We start from the raw sequence: 26,575 nt of genomic DNA, 5'->3' as shown, positions 1-26,575 counted from the left end.
ATAGCTTGGTACCAGAATTTTGTTAGGGGTGGCTTCGCCATTTGGCTAAGTGCCTGATGGCTTGTGCCGACCTTCGACCTAGTTTGCATCATTTGTTAGATACCGATCCGCGGTGCCTGCGACGTGACCACGTGGATGCGCCACAGGCTTGTAGCTTTCAGGATTCTCTGGAGCACCGTCGGTATAGTGTGAGAACAAAGGATAGGGGTAGAGAGGTCGTTGTGCACGAACTCCTTTGCTAGGATCGCGAGCGTCATTGAAGCTGGTCGCTATAATCTGCTCAGGTGCTACGCCTTGTTCGACCCAAGCCATGAGGGCGGCAAGCAAATCATGTTCAGGATCAATCGGATGATGCTCATCTAGATTCTGGCCGATCACACTTGGTCCGTCTGATCCGTTAACATGTGAAAGTCCAGGGACGACGAAAAAGCGGAAGAACTTCTGAGCTTCTTCGAGACTTCCGCATCGATCGATAACTCGATCGTAGTAGTGTATGGCATCTTGATAAGGAGTTATGCAATCGGCGGTACCAGCAAACATGATGATCTTCAGATCACGTTGTTGTGCGCGAATGAGGTCAGCTTCAACTGCGTTAAGTTGGTTCGCGAGAATTTGATTGACGCGGTCAAGCCCCTTATCGAGTTCAAAATTGAATGCGTCAAATTCATCGGCTAATGCCCAACGGAAGATGTAAGTGCTTCGTGGCTCCGTCGGTACCGAATTGATCGGCATATTGAGTTCGCTTCCAAGCGGAAGTCCTGTATAAATTCTCTCGCCGGTCGTTGGGTTGAGCGGTCCAGCGTAAAATTGCTTCAGGACGTCAATTTGATCGGACGTGATTTTTACCGAAGATTCTGCCTTTGCCAGCAGGGCATCCAATTCAAAATCGATAATGCGCGGGTCTGTCAAAAAATTGTCGGTCGGAGCTCCACCATCTTGCCCGACATGCGCCGCAATAATCTCTTTATGCAGCAACTCAATTTTATCTCGGGGGATTGCGCCCGAAGGTGTTGTTTGTAAAGTGAGCCAGTTATGAAAGAACATCGCGTGCAAGTGGGTACGGTTATTGCCTGGTGCTCCTGCGACGACACCATCGTAGTCTTCGGGGTAACGTTGGACTTCCATCAACGCCTGATGGCCGCCTGTGGAGTTACCTAAGAAGTATGCGTGCTCTGGAGACGCACCATAGTAGGCTTCGATGACCTGCTTGGAGACTCGCGTCATTTCGTGTGTAGCACGATTCCCCCAGTCAATTGCTTTCTCGAGATTTCCGACTGGTCCTTCACCGCGCGGGGACGTACCTAAATCCGTATTCGCAGTTGCGAAGCCGCGCTTCAGTCCGTTAGCCAGTGAACCATAGACAATGCTGCCCGCCGATCCACCGTTACCAGTACCCAGCATTCGCCGATTCCATGCATCAGGTTCTGGCAACCAGATTTCGATCTTGATATCGGAACTTGGTGATGGTGACAGCGTAGCCGCAACGCGACAATAATTCGGCAGATCGGGTGCACCTGCCCTTCTGCCACCGGCACCGCTGCCATCTGAAACGAAATTGATCGTTGTAAACTGGACCGATGGCAGATCGAGCTGTCGAATACGCTCGATCCGCTGTTCTACCGATTGAACTATCGCCCGCTCCTGCGCATAACCGTTTCGAGCAGGAACATTCAACAGAACTAAAACTGCTGACAGCAAAGAGCAGACTTTGTTTATCGTCATCGTTCTGAAAGTACGTTCCGGGGATAGTTCAAGGTTAGCTATGCACAATCAAGGAACTTCGTCGAACACTACTCTTGATAAAGGTGTGTCTCAAAGAAAGCCTTCATTTTCGCTGCGTAAGGGACACCGTACTCTGCGAAAGTTGCTTTGACTCGATCGTTAGGTTTCCAGTCAAAGAAAGCGTGCCCTGCCCCTTCGATCTGATCATAGACGACGGTCTGTCCCTTTTCTTGCAAAGCAGTAACGTACGATGAGACCGCTTCATCGCTGATTAAGTTGTCGAGAGTTCCGCGAGTAAGGTATTGCGGAACGGATCGCTTGGAAGCTTCGGGAATATGGCTCTGCGGAGCAGTGGCACCGGCCGCATCTTCCGACATGCCTCGTTGAAACCCACCCAATGACTGAGTTGAAAAGACGCCGTAACTAGGAGCTGCGGCTTTAATGGCTGCGAGCATTTCATCACGTACGTTCTCGGCAGTCTTTGATTTTGGCAGATAAGTTGGTTTGAACTCGTAGACTCCTTCTGTTTCTCCAAAGCCGCCAGAGCCGATCTTTTCAGTTAGCATGGCTGCGGATGCTGAAAGATGACCTCCCGCGCTATCGCCGGTAACTCCGATGCGACTTGCATCACCACCGTAATCTTTTGCATGTTCCATAATGTGTGCGATTGCGCCGAAAACATCTTCGATCAAGTTTGCCATCGAGTTTGGTTTTTCATCTCCATCTCCATTTCCGACCCATCGATAGTCGATGCTGCACACGACAAACTTACCACCCTTCGTAAGCTCTCGAGCAAGGCCACGCATGATGTCTTCATCGTTGCTCGACCAGCCACCGCCGTGGATGATGACGATGATCGGAAGATTGGAAGCGTTCTTTGGCGAGTAAGCGTCGTACTTCAACTCTTTCGCACCAGGTTTCGCATATACGATGTTATGCTTGACGGTCAGATGATCGACCTCTTCGGATTTGATAAACGAAGCACCAATACTCTTATCCTTGTCGATGGTGATCTTTGCTTCGGGAGTCAACGATTCATGGAACATCGAGCCCCAGCGGCCAGGAATTGCGTAGTAAACCGAGTCGACAGCATAGCCCGCTTCAGGTTTGGCACGGGCCGTTACAACGGTCCCTTCTTCGTACTTTCCATCTTCTGGTAATGCAGGATCAAGTTCAATTGCTCCATTTACGATAGGATCTAGCTTGACGGTAAACGATTTTTCTTGGGCCATAGAAATGCCGGTTGATAATGAACTAGAGGCTGCGATTGCCGCCACAGTAAAAATTCGAGAGAACTTCATTTGCAGATTTTCCTTTTTCAAGATTTGATAAATCGAAACACTGATGGTAATCCGAACAAAGCGATGTTTGTTCGCGGGAAGCTGACATAACTCGCTAGTCGTTCCACCTGCCCCATACTTTGTCCGCCTAAATTTTAGGCAGAGAACGTTACGCAAACCTGCGAAGTAGCTGTAGAGGCTGACTTCCACACGCTTCGCTCTCAAGGCCAGCCAAACGGTCTGATTACGTACGGCTGAAATTACGCATACGTACTATTTCAATAGTCGGCTATGTGAAAGTCAAGGCGGGAGAAGTTAGTTTTATCCGATTGAAGCGGGTTTGTGTTGTGAATGAGAATTCGTTTTTGATAAGCAACTTCCGGTTTAAGTCCATCGCGCCCAGCGAGTTTGTTAAAATGGAGGCGTCTTGGGGCTGGAAGATAGTGCGACAACTTCAACGAAAAGCTGTTTCAGATGGAAAGCGGGCCGCGATTTATTACGATCATGCTTATACTGCACTGCGTGGTAATGCCTCGCTTGGGCTTGTCGCAAGACTCTATCGAACTCAGTTCGGAAATCGAGGCGACTCCGCAGACGATCGACGAATTCCTGCTTTTCTTTCCAGAGAAGTACCCATCGGGGAATTGGCAACCCAAGGCTCTAGATTTTCGCGACGTCTATTTCACCGCTGAAGACAACACCAAACTACATGGTTGGTTCTGTCCGAGCAGCGATCCGCGGGGAGTACTTTTAGTTTCGCATGGGAACGCTGGTCATGTCGCCAGCCGCGCGGGTTGGTTGAGTTACCTGCAGCAACAAGCAAAACTGACGGTATTCATCTTCGATTACCGTGGCTATGGACGGAGCGAGGGAACGCCAACGGTGGAAGGAGTCTTACAGGACGCACGAGCCGCACGAGCAAAATTGCGTGAACTAGCGAATGTCAAAGATTCCGAAATGCTCTTGATGGGAGAGTCGCTCGGAGGCGCAATCGCCGTACAGTTAGCATCTGAGTCTGCGCCCCGAGGACTGATCCTGCAGAGCACTTTTTCGTCGCTGCGCGATATCGCAGACGTTCACTTCCCCAAGGTCTCTTGGTTGGTAGCAAAAGACAAGCTCGAATCGACTCGACTGATCGCACGATATCGCGGTCCTCTGCTGCAAAGTCACGGCGGTAGTGATGGCACTATTCCGATGTCGCTCGGTAAAAAGCTTTTCGCTGCCGCTAACGAGCCGAAGCAGTTTTTTACGCTTGAGAATTCTGACCACAACGATTGGATAACTAGCGAATACTTGAGAGTATTCAACGACTTTATTGACAATGTTCCTCGAGGAAAATAGTCGCCTTTCGCATCGCAAAAGTGCGCCGCCTGCAACACATTTTTGCAGAGCAAAAGACGACTATGATAATTGTCGCAAAGACGGTTACTCTGTTGTCTCGCGAGTACCGGTAAACTCGGTAGCATTCTCTTGATCACCGAGCGAAGTCGTAATGGTGCCTGAAAGTTCATCGCCCTTCAAATTCGCTGTATAGCTGATAGGAAACTCTCCCTGGTCGGAATTGAAGACTACTTTAAAGTGCATCGCCCCATCCTTCAGTTCAATGTCTTTGAGCTCTGAATCTCCGAAGAAACCGCTGTGATAGACGCCTTTCGCCTTATCGTTTTCGACCGTCAAATCGAATTTTGATTCCATCTTGTCGCCATTAGGGCCTTCGAAGGCAATTTTCCATTTTCCTGCGTATGCTTCGAGCGCAACGCTGCGTTTAGGATTCCATTCGAATTCTTGTGGGCCGTTGCCGAACTCCATTTCTTGCTTGCCGGAAATCGTGTCGCCTTCAATTTTGCCAGTGAAATGAACGACAAATTCATTCTCGTTGAATTTCCGAGTGACTTGGAAAGAGATCTTGTCGCCGTCAAGTTTCCCTTCTTCAATTTCTACCGGATCGTTTGCACCCGGGAACGCTGACCCTTCTGGCCATTTGCTTTCGAAAGTTCCTGTCAATTTATCGCCTTCCAGCTTTAACTTGACAGACAATTGCACGGTCCCATTGTCGTTGTCACGTTGCCATTTCCATGTGCCAGAGGGATCAGCTTTTTTGGACTCAGCAGCCTTTGGTGTTTCTGTAGCCTTCGGCGTGTCAGCGGCCTCCTGAGCAAACGATGTTGTGCAAGTAGCAATTGTCAGAGCTAGCGAGAGAATTAGTCGCTTCATGTTCGTTTCCACCTTTGAATAAGAGAAAAGGACCAACGATACCACTGGGAGTCGGCCGAACGATTTATGCAGATCGCGCAGCGCTTTCTTTCGTCTTTGCGATAGCGATCGAGCCCGAGCGGTAAAGATACGGAAGGAATATTATATCACCTGGATATCCACAATGTGCGGCCTGCTAAAAAAGTTGATCGACTATTGAATACTTCGCCGTGGTAAAGTGTGCGGCGCTGTTTTCTAATCGTTACAATGAGTGCTAAGATCGCGCGCACAAAAAGTGCTCCGATCCGCTTTTCAAGGCAAATCTCACGCAGGCGAAATCATGTTGAAGATTCTGAAGGCAGGGCTGCTACTCACAACTCTAACTTTATTGGGTTGTGATTCTGGCAGCGGTGTGAACAAGGCTTCGGGTATCGTGTCTGATCGCGCAAGCTCCAGCGCGTATGGCGGTGCCAGCGGTGGCTATGGTTCCGGTTATGGAGCTGGCGAGAGTGGCTACGGCAGTGCAACGCCGCCAGCAGAGGCTTCGAATCCACCCGGCAGGTTTACTCAGGTGCAAAGTGATGCTGTTGAGGCTACTCGCGACCAATCAAAGCCCGCTGCAAATCGAAAGCTAATCTACAATACGACACTACGTTTAGTTGTTGAGCGGTTGGACGATTCGTTGGAAGAACTGACGGGAATTTTGAATCGTAGCGGCGGATTCGTCGCTTCGAATGATCAAGATAACGCGGTTCAATCGACTCGCCATGGAACGTGGGTCATACGCGTTCCAGTTGATACATACAGCGAGGTTTTGCAAGAAGTCAAGTCATTGGGACACATCGAAAAGATCGCAGAGAAGACGCAAGATGTCACCGACGAATTTGTAGACATTGAAGCAAGGCTAGTGAACTCACGGAAGCTTGAGGAACGGATCATTGCATTACTTGAAGATCGCAGTGGAAAACTTTCTGACATCCTCGAAATCGAACGCGAGCTTGCACGCGTGCGAGAAACGATCGAACGAATCGAAGGTCAACTACGTCTTTTGGGCAATAAGACATCTTTGGCAACCATCACGATTTTTCTTCGCGAACAGAAGGAGTTTGTGCCGCCCGAACCAGTTACGTACGCCAGCATGACTTCGGCAGCTTGGGGGAATTCGATCCAAAACGTGAAAACATTCCTAACAAACGTATCAGTAGGTGTGATATCATTCCTGCCGTGGCTCGTAGTGATCGGTCCGTTATGCTTTGTGACGTGGATCGTATATCGAATTGTCCGCCGACGAGCCTATAGGAGGTATAAGCAAGCGTCCATGCCGGCCTAGCTCTCCTCGTTATTTGGTCTCATTACGATTGCATGAGGTTCATCAACCATGTTTACTCGCTCATCATCTTTACCTGTCGTTGTCGCGGTCGTCGGTTTCCTGGCAAATGTCGTCGCATCTCAAGAGTCCTGATTCGACGATGGAACTATTTACGAGACACGTAAGATTCGCATCCTCGACGAAGATCAAAACCCATCGCTCGCGAGTGGTTCGCTCGCATTTCTCAGAACGAGGGAGCCGAAGCTCGCGCACGAATTCCAGTGCTTTTACTTCTATTGTTGACGATGCACTAATTGCTCTTTTTGTTCTCCTGCGCAAAATCTAGTATCTCGCCGGTTAGTTTCAACTGGTCGCCGGAGTCTTCCAGTGCAAAGTAATGGACTCGCTCTGTTTCGCGGTTCGGCTGGTGAATTACAAGCACTAGTTGTTCCGAGAACGTTTTAAAGATCATGCCGTGGCCGCCGTCCTTTTTGAATAGCGGCTCTTGAATCTGCTCCCAAGGTCCGTTGATCTTACCGGTGGTTGAAACCGCCTGTCCCACTGCATATTTCTGTTCGCCATAGCTGGACCAGATCATCAAAAGCTTGTCAGTTTTGGTCCGAAATAAAAAGCATCCGTCTGTTATGTAGGCATGATAGCGCTTACCTTGATACTTTTCGCCAATGTCGCCACGGCAGCGAACCCAGTCTGCTTCAGAAGCGTGGAAGAGTGTCTTGGTTTGTCCAACAGCTTTAGAAAGATCGTTGGTCAACTGCACAAGTTCCATCGATCCGTCGGTTATTTGAATCCATTCATGACAGAAGACCATCCATGGCGTATCGTCTTCCAACCAAAAAGTACCATCGAGCGACATCCAGGACTCGGGAGTTTGTGGCTCGTTGGCAAACGTTTGAAAAGGCCCGACGGGGCTATCAGCAACCAAAATCTGTGTCCCGCGTTTTACATTCGGTGGCCGTCCAACGGGTGTTTCTAAAGGCTTGTCCGAAGTGAAGGTAACGAACATATAGTACTTGTCGCGATACTTATGAACCTCTGGAGCCCAAACGGCTTGGTCGGCCCAGAAGTTCTCAGGCAACTCGAACGCGTTCATTGGACCTGTCCACATCTCCAGATCTTTGCTCGAGTAAACGTCGACGCCTTGTTGTTCGACGCCCAACTTAAGAGCTTCAGTTGTGTAGCGATTCGCCGTCGAGACGTACAAGTAATAGGTTTGCGACTGCTCGTCGGCCAAAATGTACGGGTCGCGAACCCGTATCTGACTTCGATGCTGAGTTGTGAGTTGCTCGTCTGCGCAAGCTGTGATCGAAGCGGAGACCAAGCAAAGCAATACGCAGACGCGGAAAAAAGCGACGCTCATGAACAAGTCGTTTCAGAATAAGCTGTGAATTCGTGACGTGCGATTCAAATATAGATTAGTACTTCGAAACGCATGTCTAAATTTTAGTCGTCGCAAGCACTCCTTTCAACGATACTGGTATTGGAGTGAAGCAGACTGCAGTGCACGAAATTATGCTTGATGAAAATCCATACGCTTCGGCAAAATCACCTCACCTGGGGATGCGTGCACGAAAACGCACTATCAGCAATTTCCGCAATCGTGGCCGTGTTTGCGATGCACACGTCGAACCTTGGAGAGTCTGCAATTCGATTCGTGTCCACCGATGTTCCGTCTGTAACGTACAGTTGTGGATGGAGACAAGTACTTTCATTTCGGTTATCTGTACGTCTTTGCCGCTTGTCTTGATCAGCGTCTGGTATCTTGCCCTCCCACGGAATACAATCTTGCTCTGTTGTGCGTTAATAGGAATGGGTTTTCCTTTTTAAAATTTTGCGTTCGCATTCTGTTCGGTCACACTGTCGCAAGGGGTCCACAAGCGACTGGGAAACTGGACACTGCGACCGATCAGCGCGAATTGAGCACGTACAAACCGATGGATCTAGGCCGCTTTCCGATGGGAACGTGGCTGAACACCGCTCGATTATCGATATCCTTTGCCAACGTTGTATAGAAACTGCGACAACTTTAATGGCCACCGAAACGCGCGAAGATTTAAACGTAAGTGTTGTGAAAACACGAACGTCATTTCACGTGGCTGCTTTTTTGCTAGGTGTTTTCTTCGTCGCAATGGGTCTGTATCAGTTGCTTGGCGATGCGGAAGATTGGTTCAACTTCGGGTTTGCAATAGTAATTACTCTTACTGGTCTGAAATTCGTGTTCTCGGCGTTTTCTGAGCAGTGGAACTCACCCTTCGCATGGACGAGAACCAAAAAGGTCATACAAGCGCCTGCACGATTTCTTTTCGTTGAACCGGTTTCTTTCGGGATCGCGGAAACGGAAAAGGCTCGTTCGTCCTATTCGCAAAAATTGGTTGTTAATCCATATTTGCCGCCAAGAATTCCAAGAACTACACCGGAGGAGCAACTACTTCCAACGCTGGAGTTGACGCTTGAAACATTGACTCAAAAATTCCTCGATGGTGAGCCCTTCATTCACTACGGCGTTGTGTTCTTCCTCGAAGCGAATGACGAGCATGCGATTCACGCTGCTCTTCCGCTCCCGTCTTCATCAGACCTGCTGGTGGAACGAAATACGAACGAAGCATGTCGTGTCCTGCCAGAGTTTTTGAGTACCCTACCAAATGTAATTTCAGCGGTAAATGGTCGGAATCTCGTTGTTCGGATGATTCTATCATATGATCACTTTAGAGATGACGTCTGCACTCGCGTCGTCGTCCCATGGTCTACAATTCACGCTAGCGATGCTCAACCCCCTAATGAACCGAAGCAGTAGTAGCTGGGTGACCCGCCAAAATGAACATTAAGACTCACAACTCGGTTATTACAACTACGTTCTGTCCGTAAATGAATATCTCGCGCCGTCAACAACTTTTTGATGCATACGACGCCGACCAACTCGCGACGGTTGTAGCCTTGGCAGATCTCGTACTTATTTCAAACGAAGACGATGCCCCGGTGCTGGTGCGTGTTGGTACAGTTCAAGCGGCCTTAGCTCAATACGAGAACGCTTACGATCTTTTGAAAAGAGCGCTGCGTCACACACCCGATGACAAAAAATACTTCGTACTTACACTTCTTGGTGATCTTTGCAAGAGTCGGGGTGAATTGACCTCTGCATGTCAGTACTACGAAGACGCATCTCGTCTCAGACCCGATGATGCCACATACCACATTTATCGCGGCGCGGTGTTGGCTCGGTTGGGTCGTCTTTCCGACGCTGAGGCCGCACACCGAACAGCAACAAAATGCAAAGACGGCTGCATTGACGAAGCATTCCACAACCTCGGCCTGATTCTGCGGTCGCAGAGACGTTTGGCCGAAGCTCGACACTGCTTTGAACAAGCGCTCGCGCTCGACGCTGAATATCAGGACGCAAGAGACGCGCTGCAAGACGTGACTAAAGCACTCGATATCCTTAACAAAAATGCCCCCGAACGAGGCATTGGGCATTGAGCGAAGAACAATTCCTGTTCAGATTATCATTGGCGATTCAAGCATAATTGGTAGCGATACAAAATCGTTTATTACCCTTTGCCGATCAAAATACTTCTTCTCAGGAGGCCTTCGGCTACCTTGTCTTAGGATTACACTTTTTGCGACTTGCTGATTTTACAAGCAATCTGAACATCGCTGGCTCTGGCGAATCAGATATCATGGTCCACGGTCTCATGTTCGGGCTTACATTAATTGGCATCGGATTGGCCGCGAAACTTCGCTTGCTTTTCAACCGCACACTTGTCGTTCCGGAATGATGGAAGAACTGTTATTGATGAAATAACTGAACCATTGCATAGTAAACGAGACCGTCGGGGTACGAAGCGTTGCACAGAATTTCGACATGGTGCACTTTGGAAATAGAACTACTTGGCGGCGTCTAGGTGATTGAAAGCGATCTCTGCTAAACACAACGGAAACATCATTACCATGACGACCACTCGAATATCCTTGGCTAATCTGCGAGTCCCGGCGACGAGGGAAGAATCGCTCGGTCTTGCGCTCGACACAATTTGCAGTGCGGCGACTGGCGGAGCAAGCATCATTTGTTTTCCGGAGTGTTACGTGCCCGGCTACCGCATCGGAACTACACTTCAACCTCCGGACCAAGACTGGCTCGACATTGCATGGTCGCAAATCGATGCTCATGCCGTCAAGCATTCGATAACGGTCGTCCTCGGTACTGAGAGACTTGTTGATGGCATTTTACGAATAACAGCCCGTGTCACAAACTCCGACGGTAGTCTCGCCGGCTTTCAAGACAAGGTGCAGCTCGATCCATCGGAAGAATCCATCTACCGTGCTGGCTCAACACGGAAAATCTTTCAGTGCGGTGATTTTAAGTTTGGTGTCGTAATCTGTCATGAAGGCTGGCGATATCCAGAAACAACACGATGGGCGGTCCGAAACGGTGCCAACGTCGTTTTTCATCCACACTTTGAAATTGTCGAAGATGCTGCCTATATGCCGATGAGCTTTGCTGATCCAAGTAATTCATTTCACGAAAAGGCCATGCTCTGTCGCGCTGCAGAAAACACTTGCTACTTTGCCTCTGTGAATTGTGCACTCAAAGGCAGCAGCACAACTTCCGCTGTTGCCGATCCCGATGGCAAGCTAGTAGCACATCAACCCTATGGTAAAGAAGGCATCCTTTACGCGGATATCCAGGTCGATAGGGCAACAGGCTTTCTTGCCAAACGTCTGTTAGCCGAACCTGGGATTTGAAGCCGCTACGCGATCAATGGCGTAGAACAACGTTTTGGCCACGAGGCGCCGATAACCACCGACGATGCCGTTACCGTCGAACGAGACAATGATGAAATGATAAGATCGACCATGAGAACAGAATCAGCTGCTCCAAATAGTCCCCAAAGTGCGGCTTCTGCCGTTTTAACTACAAAATAGGTCAATGCCATTAGTTCATCTAGCTGATAAATCGGCCATTAGAACTTGTTTAGATGAATTCGGAACCATGGACGAGCCGCCAGAAAACAACGTAGAAAAATTGAAAGCATACTGGGATAAGTGCGACGTGCGTGGCTTGATGATTGAACAAGCGGAGTGCTTCCGCAACCGTTGCGTAATATCGTTTGGTGAATATCTTCTGCTCTGCGATGGCGTCTCCGATTATGAATCCGATGTACAGACACTTCCTACTGCTTTGTTGGAGACGAGCATTGTTTGGGACGAAGGTCGAGCGAAACTGCGATTTACAACGCTGAACGGTGACTATTACATTTCCTGTGGCAAGGTGCGACTATTCGACAGCAAAAACAAGACCTTGGTGGTCGGGTAAGAAGACCAGGGTAGACTAGCCGCATCTTGTGTGTTAATTGACATCGATGGAAACTGGAATTGATTTGGAGTGGCGATAGATTCGAGCATGCCTGCAATTCTGCTTGATGATTCGTTATCCGGACTGCATTTTTTAATTTGCGGTGAGCACGATTTCCTTGTGCGTCTCAGATCGCCACCAGTCCGCGGAAAGAACTGAAGTTCATCTGACAATAGAAGGTCTATACTTACACCTTCTTTCTTGCCTGTTGAGCGGACGCAGGTTCATTGCCCATATGTGGCAAACGAGAAAGGAGGTCGACAATGTCGACTCACAGTTTACCGGACCGCCCTCACCTAGATCATCTCAAGCAACAGGCTAAGTTGTTGCTGAAGGAAGCCAAGGCGGGTGAAAAGTCTGCCTGCGAGCGTATCGCAGCGAAACAGTCTAGCAATTCAGCAGAGTTCAATCTAGCGACAGCGCAGCATGCAATTGCTCGCGAGTACGGATTTGAATCTTGGCCAAAACTCAAGTTCCACATCTAGTTGAGGAGCAAAGATCTGGCGGAAAAAACCGCCATGTTCTTAGAAGTTGCCTGGCACCGGGGCGATCGAGCTCGCGCTCAAACGATCGTGACCGACGAACCGACCGTCACTCGAACCTCACTGTACGCGGTCGCTGCTTTTGGAGATGTTGAATTTCTTCCCCTGCGGCATACCCGAGTTCGACAGCATTTTAAGTAGAGCCATTAACGGATGAATACCAGTATTCAGCACGTGTCTAAATCTCTTTAATCCGTGCTGGCTCCTTCATCCTTTGTGCAATCCTGAATAAAGTGCCAGATGACTCGTAGAACGTCTGGCGCTAGATTTGAAAGATCTATAACTGGGTGCAACTTTCTTTGTTCATCGCAGTCATGTATCTTTGTAGTTTGGCGGAGTGACTTTTCGGAAAACTCGAGTTTGCTTTTGGATACTGGAAAACACAATGACAAAAGTGTTACTACTTTCCGCGTTGCTTAACTTTAGCATCTGCACAGTCTTGAAAGCTGAAACCCAGTTGCCGCCGGTGCGAGTATTTATTCTTGCAGGCCAATCGAACATGGAAGGTCATGCACATATCGATACGTTCGACTACATAGGTGACGATCCAAAGACTGCACCCATGCTCGAACAAATGCGACGTGAGGATGGGAAGTCGACAGTCTGCGACGGTGCGTGGATCTCATATCTTACTGCGGGTGAAAAAGACAATTCCATCGTCGCGGGCAAGCTCACCGCTGGTTATGGATCACTTTGGGGTGTTTCTCCCGGCATGCTGGGAGAAAAAATTGGACCGGAGTTTACTTTCGGCCTGACCATGGACGCCAAGTTTGATGAGCCAGTGCTGATCATCAAAACAGCCTGGGGAGGCAAGAGTCTACATACCGATTTCCGATCGCCAAGCGCGGGAGAGTATCAACTTAGTTCTTTTCAGAAGGAGTACTATCCCAAGCAAGAAGGTCATGGCATCCCAGAAAACTTCGAACAGTGGAAGGTTGAAAAGGCTGAAACAACGGGCGTTTACTATCGATTGATGATCGAGCATGTAAAGAAAGTTTTGGCAGATCCTAAACAGGTGATCCCGAGTTACAACGCCGACCGGGGTTATGAACTTGCCGGCTTTGTGTGGTTTCAGGGATTTAACGATATGGTCGATGGTCATGTTTACCCTGACGATACCTCGCCCGACCGCTTCGCACTCTACTCAGAGTTGCTATCACATCTCATTCGCGATGTACGCAAAGACATTGCCGCTCCCAACCTTCCATTTGTAATTGGTGTGATGGGAGTTGGGGGGCTTAACAACAGTTCTACCGATATGTTAGCTTTCCGAAAGGCAATGGCTGCACCTGCAAATATGCCAGAATTCCGCGGCAATGTACTCGCTGTCGAAACGGCGCCGTTCTGGTCGAATGAACTTGGAAACATTGATGAGAAGCGCGAGAAGATCGCTCAGATGCAATACTTCCTGGATTCAAAGCACGAGGGGCACCCGAATGCAGATGGAAGCATGACAGAGCGGCAGAAGGGTGAATACCTGAAGCAGTACGAAGCGGAACTCATATCGCCCACGGAAGTAAGACTCTGGCAACGCGGCGCGTCCAACGCAGGTTATCACTACCTTGGTTGCGCGAAGACCTTTGCATCGATGGGCAAAGCGTTTGCTGAGGCCAATCTTCAAATGCTGAACCGATAGAAAACTATTTTCAACATCGAAGGACCAGAAATATGGTTGTCCGTCTACGCGCGCTTGGATTCGCAATTCTCTCGCTCCTATGCTTTGGAGGTCCACTTCTGGCACAGGTGCACTATTTCGATAGTTTCAGTCCTTGGGCTCAGCGAGCCGACTCGGGGCCGGACTCCGAAGTGCCTGGCTGGTACCTCAACCTTGGCCTCACCGGTCTGCGAGCAGAACTGGTTGAAGAAGAGCCGAAGTCGTTGTTGATACGGTATGTCTTTCCTCATTCTCCAGCCAGCCATCACATCCAGGCGGACGACTTAATCATCGGCGCAGGCGGGCAGTTGTTCAAGGAGCCTCATCGCAATGGCTACGGTGAAAGTGTGTTTGGTGCCGACGGCCCGGTGTTGGAAATGGCGAATGAGCTTGAGCAATGCCAGAGCAGTGATGGCGACGGAAAACTGTTGCTCACCATTCGTCGTGGAGCAGAAACAAAAAACGTGGTGCTCGACATTAGTAAAGGGTACGGAGCTTATTCTGCAACGTATCCTACTGATTGTTCGAAATCAGACAAGATTCTCTCTGAACTGTTGGAATACATCATCAAGCAGCAGTCAGAAGACGGGTCGTTTGGTGATCCAGTGCACAACACGTTTGCACCTCTAGCGTTACTTGCGAGTGGAGAGAAGAGGTACATGTCGGCCGTGAAACGCAATGTCCAGTTCCATTGTCGTGAGACGGTGTCAAAGGACAAGGATCGATACGGGCTAGTGAATTGGAAATACATGAGCGCGGCGATCGTCGTCAGCGAATATTACTTGGCGACAGGGGAAAAATGGGTGCTAGCAGAACTGCAGGAGGTTCATGATCAGCTTGCAAAGGCTCAGTATCTACACATGTCCCAGATCAATCCAAAGGCGAAAGACTCGCACCCAGACTCATATCCGACCGGCCCTGAAAGTTCTCACGGCGGCTGGGGGCATAATCCAGGCTTTGAGGGTTATGGCCCCATCGCGATGCTAACTGGCCAAGGTGCGATTGCTTATTCGCTGCTGCAACGCTGTGGTATCGAAGTCGATCGCGAAAAGCACGAGGCCGCCTATAAATTCCTGCGCAAAGGAACCGGTCAAAACGGATATGTCTGGTACGGCGACTCTGTTGGTGGGCCGCCCGACGGTTGGGCCGACATGGGGCGCACCGGTGCTGCCGGCATAGCCAACTTTCTCAGTCCTTTCGACGACCCGATCTACCGTGAGCGTTCCATGCTCCACGCGAAGGTGATTGGCGAGCATCCACAGAGCTTCCCCGATACTCATGGCTCGCCACCAATGGGCATGGCGTATACGGCTCTAGCCGCAAACATCGATCCTGTGAGCTTTCGCAAGCTAATGGATGCGAATCAATGGTGGTTCACGATGTCACAATGCACCGATGGGACGTTCTATTATCAGCCCAATCGCGACAACGCCGGCTACGATTCCGATGCTCGTAAAACCGCCTCGTGTGTTGTCGCATTTATCTTTGCAATTCCCAAACAGAGTCTGGTGATCACGGGAAAAGAGCCCCGACTTCCTGCAAAGCGGTGAGTTTCACTGCCACTGTACCGTCGGATCGTCGCCTACTATCGGTTGATCTTCTATCGCGTGAAGACTCATGACGGAATTAGAAGTAGGGCCTTCACGGTGCACACCTGTCAATCTTTTTGTTTTGCTGACGGGCTAATCGAAGTTTTCACGCCTAATAGATGCCCTTCTTATTCTCGCTTGGCGAAACATCGCCTTGGCAATTTGGTCTATCATGCATCATGCCTCACCGACGGTACTCGCCTGAATACCAGACAAACTACGATCGCTTGTTACCTAAGTCTACTAACGTTTGCGATGCGATTCGTGAATGTTTCCGTAAACAAGGTTTATCGAATGCAAGGATCCAGGTAGGTCAGCAAGATAATGCTCGCTTGGTGATAAGCGTCAATGAGGCACTTGCGGAGTTTCATTTCGATGTCGTCGCCATCGGCGACAAGTGGAACATGAAGCTCAAAAGCTATGCAATGGGATCGCTAAGCAACAAACCAGGGATCGTACTAAACGAATGCATCGTCAATGAGGATGAATCGACAACGATAGATGGAGGCTGCTACCAATTCATTCTTGATGGCCAGCGCGTTGTCGAACATCTGGTTGGGCCACTCATTGTGAATGAATAACAAGTGAACATTCCTGTTCACTTGTTTGTGTGATGTTGATGGAAGGTAAGGGAGCACGTTGACCTGAGATTCAGGACTGTTTTTGGCGATGGATATTCGAAATCTTTTTAAACAAACCGCTGACTATAGCTACAACTTGTTATCAAGTGGTTGGCAGATGTCTGGTGCTGGTGTGGGTTACGTTTCTCAGATGATTGGGAATCTGAAACTGTTCGGCTCGACATCGATCGGAGATGCTAGCCAAAGCTTTGACGAACGACATTACTTTCTCATTCCGGATAAACGTTCGTGCGATGGATACGTCCTTCATATTTCTCGCTGCTTGCCCGACGGTGTCCCGCCAATCAATGAGTTGCCCAAACGACGGATACTTCATCTACCCAATCCTGACGCCGAGGCTATGTTACGCGACCTGTTGATCAAGCAGGCACGTGCTACAGAACTAGCCAAGCCATCTGAGCGGAAGACATTGTCAGAACGGACAAAGGAGATCGCCGACTATATTGATTCGCTGGATGACAAAGTATTTGGCGGAGTACTTCTAATTGGTGGTCTGGTTGCAGTCTTTAACCCATTGGCGGGAGCAGCGATTGCCGCCAAATCACTCATCCCTTCGTTGGGCATGTTTGCATCCAAGTATGGACTGCGAATCGCCGAAGAATCGCTCAGTCATGCTGAAATGCAACGTAGGGTTAAGCAAGCGGAGAAAGATGTCCGCACGCAATTTCAGGGATCGGAGACTGAATGTTTTACAAACCCAATTCTGACGATTTTAGCTCGGGCGTTGGCTACGACCGAAGATCAGTTCGATCCAATGTTAGAGCTTCACAGCTATATCCAGTCGGAAGTGTCTGATGAACATCGCAGATGGCTATCCCTAACAAGTTCGGCAATCTTAGATATCTTTGACGAAGCCACGAAATCGTCAACGGAAGCAAGCCACGCCGGGCTTGGGAAAGAAGATCTCCGGTTCATCGAAGTTCTACGTGCTATTGCAAAGTAACAAGTTGCAATACCGCAAAGAACTAAAGAGAGTTGGCAACGTTTAACGCATGCTTTGGCCTGAGTGCGATCGGCTGCATCCTGTATTACGTTGACCACGCAATGGGACGGATAATTCTTAAAATATTGTTCGTACATGTTGGCGTGAGTTGCCGCTTGACATCGATTTGTTGTTGTGATTCTATAAAAATGAACGATCCATTTGAACCACCAAGATCGACTGTTCCGACAACACATAGGGAACGTACATTGCCAGTAGTGTTTCGTGTACTGAGTTTCACGATCAAGACAGTAATACTCGGTGGCATGGTCGGAGTCGCGATCGGATTCGCATTTTGTTTTATACTCTCTGGTGGAACTACCAAGGGTCGCTTTTACATCGATTATGGAATGTTCTGCGGTACTATTGGTTTAGGTGGAGGTCTTTTGGCAGCAATTGTCTTAGGCTCCGTTCGGTTTGCGACGCGGAAGGCATGATCAAGATTCCGTCGTCGCGATGTGCGCTTTAAAGGTCTGGGCCGTCGGCTGGAAATGGGTGAAAAAGTGAATTGACGAAGGTGAGATCAGAGCTTTCGAGACATTGCTCTACCAACTGAGCTACAACACATTTGCAGTATCGGTGAGATTCGAACTCACGACAGATGTACTCCAACCAGGGCAGTCAATTCATCGTAAAGTTGCGACGAAGCATTGAACCAGACTTTGTTGCTGAGCTACCTACAACCCTTGCGGCTGTGGACAGGCCTTGAACCTGTGACCTCTTCATTTGAAGTGCTCTTACCATGTAGTCTGAATCGGCAGTCGCAATATTTTCGCTTAGTCCTTTTCTCTAAAAGTATTCATCGCGATTGGAGCCGTCAAAAGCGGCCGGAACGCAAGCAACATTTCCTGTAGCGTTTCCCACTTCCGCACGCACATGGATCGTTGCGCCCGAGTTTTTCCTCGAGCAACTTGTCGCCATGGACGATGCGGACGCCGCGTTTGACTTTTGTTTCCGATGGGAAGCCGCGTTTGCGCTTACTCATTGGCTCGAAAGCAGGAATCTTCGTATGTATTGTCGCGCATGATAGAGCTCCTTACTGGTAATCGATGACGGATAAAAAATGACTCGCCGCGTCCTTTAGACAGCAGCAAGTCAAAAGTTTCGTTTGAACGAAATGATGGATCAGACGTTTCGCTTTCAATGATGTAGTCCAAACCGGCAGTTCAAACTTCAGAGCTGATGACCGGATTTGCACCGGTCACGAGCTTTGGGCTGCGAAAAATAGAGAGCAGCGAAAGACCAAAAGTTCACGCTTTTGGCAAAAACCTTACCGCTGACAACTTACTCCCTCGCCAGAAGATAAAATTGATTCAGACACTTTCGATCAGGGTTGGATTTTCATAATTACTGCCTGGTCGGGAGCGAAGAAGTTCTAGACATTCCTGGTCGAATCACTAAGAATAAGAGTGACTTCTTAACGAGGCAACTTTGCGCCTGCGATGAAGTTTTAGCCCCAGTTAATATACTGCCAAAGTCGCTGGTGATCGGTCGGCAGTGCCAAACAACGAATGGCAGCAGCCCGCCGCTGCTTAAGGTGATTCGAGTTTGCCGTCCCTGTGTGGTTGAATACTGAACTTTTGCGTTCAGCCAGAAGCGGCCTTCAAAAAGAGAGGTGCCATCCACGGAGGCCCTTGCACCAGTTGACCCCGGATGATCGGCTGGGACATATTCGATATGCGTTCCGGCACTCGAGCGCGACGCTTGGCTTGCATGGGCTACGGGTTGCGTTTGAGAAGTTCGTGCGTTTTTGCAAGCGATTGCAAATGCTGCTGGCAACAATTCATAGGAATTAGTTCTTCAGACTCTTTATAATCGCTGACAAGCATTTCAGACTTCTATTCAACGTCGGCGACAATCTCAGGAAGAATGCGATTGACGAATTGCCAACGGCATAAATGAAACGCGATCAACGGTAAGCATTGGCGTGAACTTGTGAGGGCGGTTTGTGCTTTTGCCGAGCTTAGTCCCCTGTGCGAAGACAGAACTTCTAACTCGTCCTGCATGGTCCGTGATCCGAAGCATTAAATTTGGTCAGGTTGGGAAAAACCCAGGCGTGACGCAATGTCAGTGACGCGTTAGACTTGTCACTATCCCGTTTTGACTTTGGCGAGCAGAGTCAGCCGCGAAACAGGTAATCGTGAATGCTAATATCAAATACGTGGACCTCAACTTGTCACGGTAAAATTCTGTATGGATCGGTCGAATAAAGAGCTTGGCAGAAAATCTTGGTTTATTACGAAACGCTGGCAAGCTTTTGAAGGCGAATTGCGGGTCGCTCTTGTGCGCATCGTCCTCATCGCGATTTTCTACGCATTGCATCTGTTACATCACTTACAATGGTCCGCCGGTACAGAAAGCGAACTTCTCTTTCATCGCCAAGTCACTGGGGTCGCTGTCGGTGGACTTTGCGTTTCGCTGATTGTTTTGATCGCACTTGGGCAGCGATTCTACCCAGCCGGTCTAAAGTATTTGACAACCCTTCTGGACTTATCGCTGGTGACTGGAGTGGCGGCGCTGAGTAGCGGCCCGGCGAGCCCGATCGTGACTTGCTACTTTGTAGTTATTGCTCTATCAACGCTACGATTCAGTTTGCCACTCGTTTGGCTAGCCACGCTCGGATCAATGGCTAGCTACGAAATGCTAGTAGGACTCGTGGACGACACATGGTTTAACGATTCACATACGACCCCACCCATCCTGCAGCTTATGACACTCGTAAGTCTGGCAGCTGTTGGGATCGCGATGGGGCAACTTGTGCGCATGGTACAATCTGCAGCAGAACAATTTTTGTCGCGATACGAGCACTTGGAAAAATTGAATCTTGCAAATGAGGAGCAACCTCGATGAGTGACAATGCGAAAGCGAGCCACCTTGCAGCTTTGCCAGTTGCTCGGATTCTTCGCCAATGCGAAGTTTGCGGAGCCGATTGCGATACCGATAAGAACGTATGCTGGATGTGCCGTTCGCGACTCAACAAGATGGATCCCTATGCGGCCATGCCTGTACCACAAGTTGGTTCCAGCGCTCCGAGAGCGAGTTCGCCTTATGATATAATTTTCACCCTGCTCCTTGCGGCGTGCATGATCGTCGCAACGCTGCTCGCGATCGGCGTTGCCTCCATTTCTCCGGGTTTGCTGTTGGCCTATGGAGTGTTATTTGGCCCAGCCTTCTTGATCACAGGAACGCGTGCACTGACACAGCTAGGGACCACAGGCGATTTCAAACCACGAAGCTTATTCGTAACATTGATGGCGTCCTTTGCAATCACGGTAGGTGCGATTGGGATCCTCGCGATTGCAGCGCTCGCGTTACTGGCGGCGATGTGTGCCAATGCGATCGTGAAATCCTAAACAGTTATGGAAATCGTCGCGGGCTCAATTTATCCATTGATAATGCTAACTGCGGTGGCGACAGCTGCCCTTATGCTGCGTCGCACGCAAAGATCGCTCCAGTTAACGAATCGACATCGATTCGCGTTGGGGATGTCGGCATTTGGCGGTGCCATGTTGGGAGCAAAACTCCCGTTTGCACTTTCGGATTGGCCGGGACTTGTCGATGGTAGTGTCTGGTTTTCGAATGGTAAGACAATTGTATGCGGCATGGTAGGAGCGTACTTGGCGGTGGAACTCGCCAAGTGGACGCTGGGCATAAAGGTCAAAACTGGAGATTCGTATGTAGTTCCCATTGCGACGGCGATAGCCATCGGCCGGCTCGGCTGCTTGCATGCTGGCTGTTGTTATGGCATCGAGAGCAATTTGCCGTGGGCAATGCGTTGTTCTTTTGCGGACGATGTGCTGCGGCACCCGACGCAACTTTATGAGTCCGCGTTCCATTTTTCAATGGCGCTGCTGGCAACGATTCTGATTCGGCATGAGATTTACAAAGGGCAGATTGCGAAATTGTATATTCTTAGCTACTTAGCGTTTCGCTCCGCAACCGAATTTATACGGCCCGAAGCGCATTACCTTCTGGGGCTCACGGTCTATCAATGGTTTTGTTTGGCAATGATGCCCGTCTTCATCGTACTTTGGTATCGCGACGGCGCGAGCGTAAATCGAGCAACCGTGAATACGAACTAGCCGTTGTAGATGCGGAGGTTTGGAATAGCTCGTTCAACCGCGATTGGCATGGGGGTGGTCTTCTTCGGCTCACGAGCGATCTTGTCAACCACGTCTGCGACTACTTCGTCATCGCGTAGAGCTACTTTCTCACGTGGCGGTGTCCATGTTTCCGAGCCCATGCCGACCAATGCAACTTGATCGCCAGGATTCGCTTCGCGGATAGCCAGTTCAATCGCTGCCTTGCGGTTGGGCATGATTTCAATTTCCGCTGGGCGATCGCAGCCATCTACGACTTCCCAAGTCAAACGCTGACCCACATTCAGTGATGTGCGCGACTGTGTTAGGATAACTCGGGAAGCTGTTCGGCTAAGCACTCGTCCAAAGGCAGCTCGTTGCGCTGCTGTAGCAGTATGGGGAATTTCTGCGACGGCGATGATGCGGCTGCCTTGGTTCTTCAGAGCGTGCATGGAAACGGCCAAGCGGTCTGCTTGGTCCGCGCGGTCGATGACGACACGGCGAGTTTCATCAAGCTGCACAGATTGCATGCGGCCGGGAATCTTCTTGAGTCGTTGAACACCGCCGATGACTTCGTTGGGTTCTAAGCCAAATGCGTAACCTACGGCAACGGCTGACAACATGTGACGAGCGATGTGCTCAGACTCGGGAGCTTCCATCGGCATTAAAGATCGACCGGCTGAAACCATGATTTGAGTTTCACCGTCGAACGTCTTCATGTACTTGCCTTTGACGCAACAATCAGCCTTCAAACCATAACCAAGGCTTGGTATATCATTGCGTTGGATCCAACGGTTAAGCCTAGCGTCGTCGGCGTTGTAGACCACCAAGCCATGCGACTTAAGTTGTTTGCAAAACTCCAGCGTCGATTTCTCTAGGAAGCGCGTTGTTTCAAGATCGTATCGCTGATTCTCTCGCAGGCTGGGAATCAAAATAATATCAAACTCAAGTGCGCTGGCGGTTTTGCACTGCAGCATGGTGTCGCTGATTTCGATAACTGCTGCGGGGCAACCAGCCTTACTTGCTTTTGCTAACCATGTTGTTAGGTATTGAGCGTCGGTCTCGTCCTTCTTGACTTCCGTCTTGCCGTGATTGGTGGAACCGAGTGTCGTCCAGTAAGCGATGGAACCGCTCAGGCTCTTCATCATTGACGCAGCATAAAGTGCTGCCGTTGTTTTGCCGTGCGATCCGATAACACCAATCGTCAACATTTTGGTCGACGGGCGATCCTGCAATTCGTGACACAGTTGTGCGTGTGAGGCTGGGACGTCAGCGACGATGCATTGTGGAGCGGAGATCGGGAGAAGGCGATCGGTCAAGATCGCCGTGGCGCCTTTGGCCAAGGCGGCTTCCGCTTCTTCGCCCGCATTGGAACTGGCATCCGTGCCAGTCACGTAGACGTGGTGTCCGGCATGATTGCCAGACGTATGCGGTCGAACTCGACGCGAGCAACTCTTTACCAAGATATCATCGCCGGCGGCAATGATCGCTTGGGGAAATAAACTTTGAAGCGAAACAATATAATTGCGTGACTTCCGAGAGTGACTCATGGGCTGGGCCTCCGTGCCTTTAACGCCATCCTACGTCGATTCACGAACCAATGTCGACTTGCAATCTTTGCATTCGCCAGTGGTTCCAACGGCAGCAAACTTCGGTTTAGACGGTACGGGCCGTCAACAAAAATCTGCTGTCGTTGATCCAGATGCATCCTGCTGCCAGATGAGCAAAAGATGTCCCATTCCGCATATCTCGTCAAGACGGATTTACACCAGATACAACTCTTATCGCACCGCCAATTGGAATACTTTGAGACGTCACCTATGCTGGACGCCGTCAGTTACTATAAAATCATTGGCTCGCTGCTTTGCTAGCAAATTTGCAGGCGGTAAGCGAAATCTTTTCCATTTTTTTCAAGGCCCGTAAGACACTCAGATGCAGTCAGTTCACATACGTGACTTTAAGATCGGTAATGCTTCCCGTCCGGTGATCATTGCTGGCCCGTGCGTAATCGAAAGTTTAGCCCTTACGTTAAGTATTGCGGAACGGCTTAAGTCGATCACTAGTAGCTTGAATGTCCCCTTTATCTTCAAGGCATCCTTCGACAAAGCGAACCGCACCAGCAACACGGCCTTTCGAGGGCTGGGAATCGATGAAGGGTTGGAAGTTCTGGCGAAAGTTTCGCGCGAGTTTGACGTCCCAGTCACCACCGACATCCATCTTCCCGAGCAAGCCAGCGGTGCCGCTCAAGTCTGTGATCTGTTGCAAATTCCTGCGTTCCTCGCACGACAAACCGATCTGCTGATCGCAGCTGCTAAAACGGGACGGCCGCTGAATGTAAAAAAGGGGCAGTTTATGGCTCCCGGCGACATGCAGTACGTAGTCCAAAAAGTTACCTCAGCGGGAACTGGTGGACTATGCTTGTGCGAACGCGGGACATTTTTCGGTTACGGCCGGCTTGTTAATGACATGCAGGCATTACCGATCATGCGTTCGATGCAAGTGCCGGTGATTTTCGACGCAACGCATTCCGTGCAGCAGCCTGGCGGCTTGGGCGGTGCGACCGGGGGAAATCGAGCGATGGTCGAACCGATGGCCCGAGCAGCGGCAGCCGTGGGTGTCGACGGATTCTTCTTTGAGACGCATCCGGACCCCGATAGCTCGCCCAGCGACGGTGCAAATATGCTATTCCTCGATCAGTTTGAAGCCGTCGTCGGACGAGTTCTGAAGATTTGGGAAACCAACGCCAGCTTTTCTGCGTAACTGTACGGTCTTTTTCGCCTAACATTAATTTTGTTCCCATGGTCCCAGTGACAGCCAAATGCCCTTCCAGCCGTTCCCCAAAGCCGTCTGGCTATCGACTCTCTAGCCGGCTCGGCAGCCGTACATGGGGCGTGCTGCTCATTGTCTGCGTGGTCGCGATCGGCTGTGAGCGAAAGTGGGATAACGCGTCTCGCCCACGAACTTCGCGATCTTCCGCAGATCAATCTTCCTACGCTGTTGGCGAAGCGATGAAGTATTTGCCGATGCTCATGCGGCTGGACCGCTCTGTTGCCGTAAAAGAAGTAGTCTTTCAATTGAACAGTTGGGCACAAGGCAAAACCGTGCCGCCCAATGAGCGGACAGCTTGGTTGCTGTCGACTCTTCCGGCTGACAGTCTTAAAAATCCGGTTCTCCAAAATTTGAATCAAATGCGATTCGGTGAACCCGAGTCCGAGTATTTGCTGCAATGTCAAATGATGAAGCAAGTTAGCGGCTGGATCCTGGGCGAGCCCTATCGAGATGGTCTTTTCAACGACTGGCTTCAAGAGACAGGCAGCAAGCTATCGGATCAAGACCGACGCAAGTTGGAGGCGACATTAAAGTTGTTTGATTGGACGGTGCGTAACGTTGCATTGGAAGGTGTGCCGGCTGACATCGAGACGCTGACGCCTAACCCAGAGTTTCCGATCAATGATGCGGGCATCGGCTACCGTCAGCTTCCGTGGCAAACGATGATCTTTGGTCGCGGGGATGCGTGGCAGCGCATTCGAGTGTTCAACCAGTTGTTGCAACAGGTTGACGTTACGGCTGCCGTGTTTGCGTTTCCAAGCGACTCCGAGGACGGTCCATTGTTATGGGCGGTGGGCGTGCCGATCGCTGGGGAAGTTTATCTGTTCGATCCCAAATGGGGGCTTCCGATACCAGGGGCGAATCAAAAAGGAATCGCTACATTCAAACAAGCTAGTTCGGACCGAAACATCCTGCGACGCGCTAAATTGCCCGGACAATTCGAATATCCCGTCGATATGACTGATCTCAGTAACGCAATCGCACTGATCGATCTAGAGCCATTTGCCATCGACAGTTCGATGGAGCAGTTAGAAAAATCACTGGCGGGCGAAAATCGCATGAACATCTATGTTGATGCGGCGGCAGCGGCCGAGCCCTTCGTGAATGCTCTCGACGAAACGCGTGTTAAGCTGTGGACGATGCCTCTGCTAGCTCAGACCTACAACGCTTCAGTGCGCGGAAGACTTTTTGATCAGTCTCCGTTTTCATTGCGATACTTGGCGGTCTACGGGCCATTCTTCACAGATACATTGCTCAATTCGGCACGGCAGGATCACTTTAAAGGACAATTTCAGTCGACGCTCGACAAACCTGGTGCGCTCAAGAATTACATGGGTGTTCGCGTTGATGACGAAACGCTTAACAAACTCTCATCTGATTTGGATACTCAGCGGGCGATGCAGGTGGTCAAGGAACTGGACGAGTCGCGTGAGCAATTTGCAGCGCGTGTCGAACAGGTGAAAGGATTTTACAGAGCAGCCAAATACCACACGTCAACTTTCCTCGGCATGGCGCAGTTTGATCTCGGTAACATCGACGCTGCTATCAACTGGTTGGACGAACGGACTTTGCAAGTCGAGGGAACGGACGCTTGGCACCCTCATGCCACCTATTTGCTCGCTCGCAGCTATGAAATTAAAGGCGATACGGAGAAAGCGATCGAGTATTTAAAGTTGGACGATGTACCACAGGAAGCCGGGAATCGTATACGCGCGAGGTTATTGCAAAGCATCTTACAGCCGGAAATTGCGGAATAATCCGAATAATCGGCACTTACCGGAAGGTCGGCGATCAAAGTCTTGTCGTGCCGATTGAAGCAAGCGGCGAAGCAATTAGTCTAGAACTGAATCGAACAATAAGCGTGACGGCGAATTAACTTTGTAAGCACTCGCAGTTTCGCAACTAGCACTCGTTCAGGTCCGACAACTATGAAGAAGATTTGTATTGCATTAGCCGCATTGGCATTCTGCGGCTCGCTCGCAGGGCAGAGTAAGGCATTTGATCCGGCGTACGGTTTTGGATACGGATCGGTGTTCGGTCCCACATTTCAGTTCCGCAATCGGCTTCCTACGCCACCGTACTTTGCCATCTATCCGCCGGTGTATTACGGCGAACGATACCAGCGTCCTTATGGAGCGAGCCCTTTTGCCGCTTTACCGATGGTGCATGCCGGTGACGATTACCGCGTCCAGTTGAAGACTGACCACGCGACACTTCCCAGTGCGCACTGCCCTGCCTGTGCAACACGAATGCAAACGACTGTATCAGAGAGCGTGATTGCTGTTGAAACTGGCAAATCGACTTGGATCGATAACCCTTATGTTGTCGAAGACAGCCAAATCGCACGCAAGTAGGCTGGAGCAGACGGCCAGGACGAGGCTACATCA

General features: G+C 50.0%; 24 protein-coding genes. 18 read left to right on the top strand and 6 right to left on the bottom strand.

All coding sequences use genetic code 11. The features are described from left to right. Positions 1-78 precede the first annotated feature (78 nt). The gene (locus tag SH451x_RS14760) at positions 79-1,722 is read right to left on the bottom strand and encodes a tannase/feruloyl esterase family alpha/beta hydrolase (RefSeq protein WP_479357750.1); all 1,644 of its coding nucleotides are present in this window, start codon (positions 1,720-1,722) and stop codon (positions 79-81) included. A 68-nt stretch (positions 1,723-1,790) separates the two neighbouring features. Further along, entirely contained in the window at positions 1,791-3,023 is a 1,233-nt protein-coding gene (locus tag SH451x_RS14755; protein WP_479357749.1) for an alpha/beta hydrolase, read from the bottom strand. Between the two features lie 453 nt (positions 3,024-3,476). Here SH451x_RS14755 and SH451x_RS14750 point away from each other — a divergent pair, with 453 nt between their 5' ends. After that, on the top strand, positions 3,477-4,343 hold the full coding sequence (locus SH451x_RS14750; RefSeq protein ID WP_479357748.1) for an alpha/beta hydrolase: 867 nt from the start codon (positions 3,477-3,479) through the stop codon (positions 4,341-4,343). Positions 4,344-4,427: 84 nt separating this feature from the next. Here the strand turns inward: SH451x_RS14750 and SH451x_RS14745 are convergent, their stop codons facing one another. Next, positions 4,428-5,216, bottom strand: a complete 789-nt coding sequence (locus SH451x_RS14745) for a DUF2147 domain-containing protein (RefSeq protein WP_479357747.1) — start codon at positions 5,214-5,216, stop codon at positions 4,428-4,430. A gap of 319 nt (positions 5,217-5,535) precedes the next feature. On the opposite strand from SH451x_RS14745, the gene SH451x_RS14740 reads away from it, so the two are divergent. Continuing rightward, positions 5,536-6,525: a DUF4349 domain-containing protein gene (locus SH451x_RS14740; RefSeq protein WP_479357746.1), complete on the top strand. Its 990-nt coding sequence runs from the start codon at positions 5,536-5,538 to the stop codon at positions 6,523-6,525. Positions 6,526-6,814: 289 nt separating this feature from the next. Here the strand turns inward: SH451x_RS14740 and SH451x_RS14735 are convergent, their stop codons facing one another. After that, positions 6,815-7,882 (bottom strand): glycoside hydrolase family 43 protein, encoded by a 1,068-nt coding sequence (locus SH451x_RS14735; RefSeq protein WP_479357745.1) that lies wholly within the window; start codon positions 7,880-7,882, stop codon positions 6,815-6,817. 708 nt (positions 7,883-8,590) lie between these two features. Between SH451x_RS14735 and SH451x_RS14730 the strand changes: the two genes are divergently transcribed. From SH451x_RS14730 to SH451x_RS14685, 10 genes are all read left to right on the top strand, one after another. Then, positions 8,591-9,316, top strand: coding sequence for a hypothetical protein (locus SH451x_RS14730; protein ID WP_479357744.1), 726 nt, complete (start codon positions 8,591-8,593; stop codon positions 9,314-9,316). A 71-nt stretch (positions 9,317-9,387) separates the two neighbouring features. Then, the gene (locus SH451x_RS14725; RefSeq protein WP_479357743.1) at positions 9,388-9,996 is read left to right on the top strand and encodes a tetratricopeptide repeat protein; all 609 of its coding nucleotides are present in this window, start codon (positions 9,388-9,390) and stop codon (positions 9,994-9,996) included. Between the two features lie 471 nt (positions 9,997-10,467). Next, the gene (locus tag SH451x_RS14720) at positions 10,468-11,262 is read left to right on the top strand and encodes a carbon-nitrogen hydrolase family protein (protein ID WP_479357742.1); all 795 of its coding nucleotides are present in this window, start codon (positions 10,468-10,470) and stop codon (positions 11,260-11,262) included. 184 nt (positions 11,263-11,446) lie between these two features. Next, positions 11,447-11,833: a hypothetical protein gene (locus SH451x_RS14715; RefSeq protein ID WP_479357741.1), complete on the top strand. Its 387-nt coding sequence runs from the start codon at positions 11,447-11,449 to the stop codon at positions 11,831-11,833. 302 nt (positions 11,834-12,135) lie between these two features. Beyond that, positions 12,136-12,357, top strand: a complete 222-nt coding sequence (locus tag SH451x_RS14710) for a hypothetical protein (protein ID WP_479357740.1) — start codon at positions 12,136-12,138, stop codon at positions 12,355-12,357. A 442-nt stretch (positions 12,358-12,799) separates the two neighbouring features. After that, on the top strand, positions 12,800-14,050 hold the full coding sequence (locus SH451x_RS14705; RefSeq protein WP_479357739.1) for a sialate O-acetylesterase: 1,251 nt from the start codon (positions 12,800-12,802) through the stop codon (positions 14,048-14,050). Between the two features lie 32 nt (positions 14,051-14,082). Next, on the top strand, positions 14,083-15,618 hold the full coding sequence (locus tag SH451x_RS14700) for a DUF6288 domain-containing protein (protein ID WP_479357738.1): 1,536 nt from the start codon (positions 14,083-14,085) through the stop codon (positions 15,616-15,618). 218 nt (positions 15,619-15,836) lie between these two features. Beyond that, positions 15,837-16,238, top strand: a complete 402-nt coding sequence (locus SH451x_RS14695; RefSeq protein WP_479357737.1) for a hypothetical protein — start codon at positions 15,837-15,839, stop codon at positions 16,236-16,238. Positions 16,239-16,326: 88 nt separating this feature from the next. Further along, positions 16,327-17,241, top strand: a complete 915-nt coding sequence (locus tag SH451x_RS14690) for a hypothetical protein (RefSeq protein WP_479357736.1) — start codon at positions 16,327-16,329, stop codon at positions 17,239-17,241. Between the two features lie 188 nt (positions 17,242-17,429). Further along, the gene (locus SH451x_RS14685) at positions 17,430-17,717 is read left to right on the top strand and encodes a hypothetical protein (RefSeq protein ID WP_479357735.1); all 288 of its coding nucleotides are present in this window, start codon (positions 17,430-17,432) and stop codon (positions 17,715-17,717) included. 380 nt (positions 17,718-18,097) lie between these two features. On the opposite strand, the gene SH451x_RS14680 is transcribed toward SH451x_RS14685, so the two are convergent. Beyond that, entirely contained in the window at positions 18,098-18,265 is a 168-nt protein-coding gene (locus SH451x_RS14680; protein ID WP_479357734.1) for an SEC-C metal-binding domain-containing protein, read from the bottom strand. A 1,208-nt stretch (positions 18,266-19,473) separates the two neighbouring features. Between SH451x_RS14680 and SH451x_RS14675 the strand changes: the two genes are divergently transcribed. Genes SH451x_RS14675 through SH451x_RS14665 form a run of 3 tightly spaced genes read left to right on the top strand, consistent with a single transcriptional unit; the run spans position 19,474 to position 21,362 of the window. Next, positions 19,474-20,130 (top strand): hypothetical protein, encoded by a 657-nt coding sequence (locus SH451x_RS14675; protein WP_479357733.1) that lies wholly within the window; start codon positions 19,474-19,476, stop codon positions 20,128-20,130. Further along, a complete protein-coding gene (locus SH451x_RS14670) occupies positions 20,127-20,633 on the top strand; it encodes a hypothetical protein (RefSeq protein ID WP_479357732.1) in 507 nt (168 codons plus the stop codon). The genes SH451x_RS14675 and SH451x_RS14670 overlap by 4 nt, the downstream gene beginning before the upstream one ends. Positions 20,634-20,639: 6 nt before the next feature. Next, positions 20,640-21,362, top strand: a complete 723-nt coding sequence (locus SH451x_RS14665) for a prolipoprotein diacylglyceryl transferase (protein ID WP_479357731.1) — start codon at positions 20,640-20,642, stop codon at positions 21,360-21,362. On the opposite strand, the gene SH451x_RS14660 is transcribed toward SH451x_RS14665, so the two are convergent. Further along, positions 21,359-22,909: a Mur ligase family protein gene (locus SH451x_RS14660; RefSeq protein WP_479357730.1), complete on the bottom strand. Its 1,551-nt coding sequence runs from the start codon at positions 22,907-22,909 to the stop codon at positions 21,359-21,361. The two genes, SH451x_RS14665 and SH451x_RS14660, sit on opposite strands and share 4 nt — an antisense overlap. 382 nt (positions 22,910-23,291) lie before the next feature. On the opposite strand from SH451x_RS14660, the gene kdsA reads away from it, so the two are divergent. The 3 genes from kdsA (at position 23,292) to SH451x_RS14645 (ending at position 26,542) form a co-directional block, all read left to right on the top strand. Next, positions 23,292-24,119 (top strand): 3-deoxy-8-phosphooctulonate synthase, encoded by an 828-nt coding sequence (gene kdsA, locus SH451x_RS14655; protein ID WP_479357729.1) that lies wholly within the window; start codon positions 23,292-23,294, stop codon positions 24,117-24,119. 38 nt (positions 24,120-24,157) lie between these two features. Continuing rightward, a complete protein-coding gene (locus SH451x_RS14650; RefSeq protein ID WP_479357728.1) occupies positions 24,158-25,945 on the top strand; it encodes a tetratricopeptide repeat protein in 1,788 nt (595 codons plus the stop codon). A 171-nt stretch (positions 25,946-26,116) separates the two neighbouring features. Continuing rightward, the gene (locus SH451x_RS14645) at positions 26,117-26,542 is read left to right on the top strand and encodes a hypothetical protein (RefSeq protein WP_479357727.1); all 426 of its coding nucleotides are present in this window, start codon (positions 26,117-26,119) and stop codon (positions 26,540-26,542) included. The last annotated feature ends 33 nt before the right edge of the window (positions 26,543-26,575 follow it).

This window comes from Njordella aestuarii, assembly GCF_056494165.1.
Note: the sequence above shows the minus strand (reverse complement) of the source record. Positions and strands in the feature narration are given on the sequence as shown.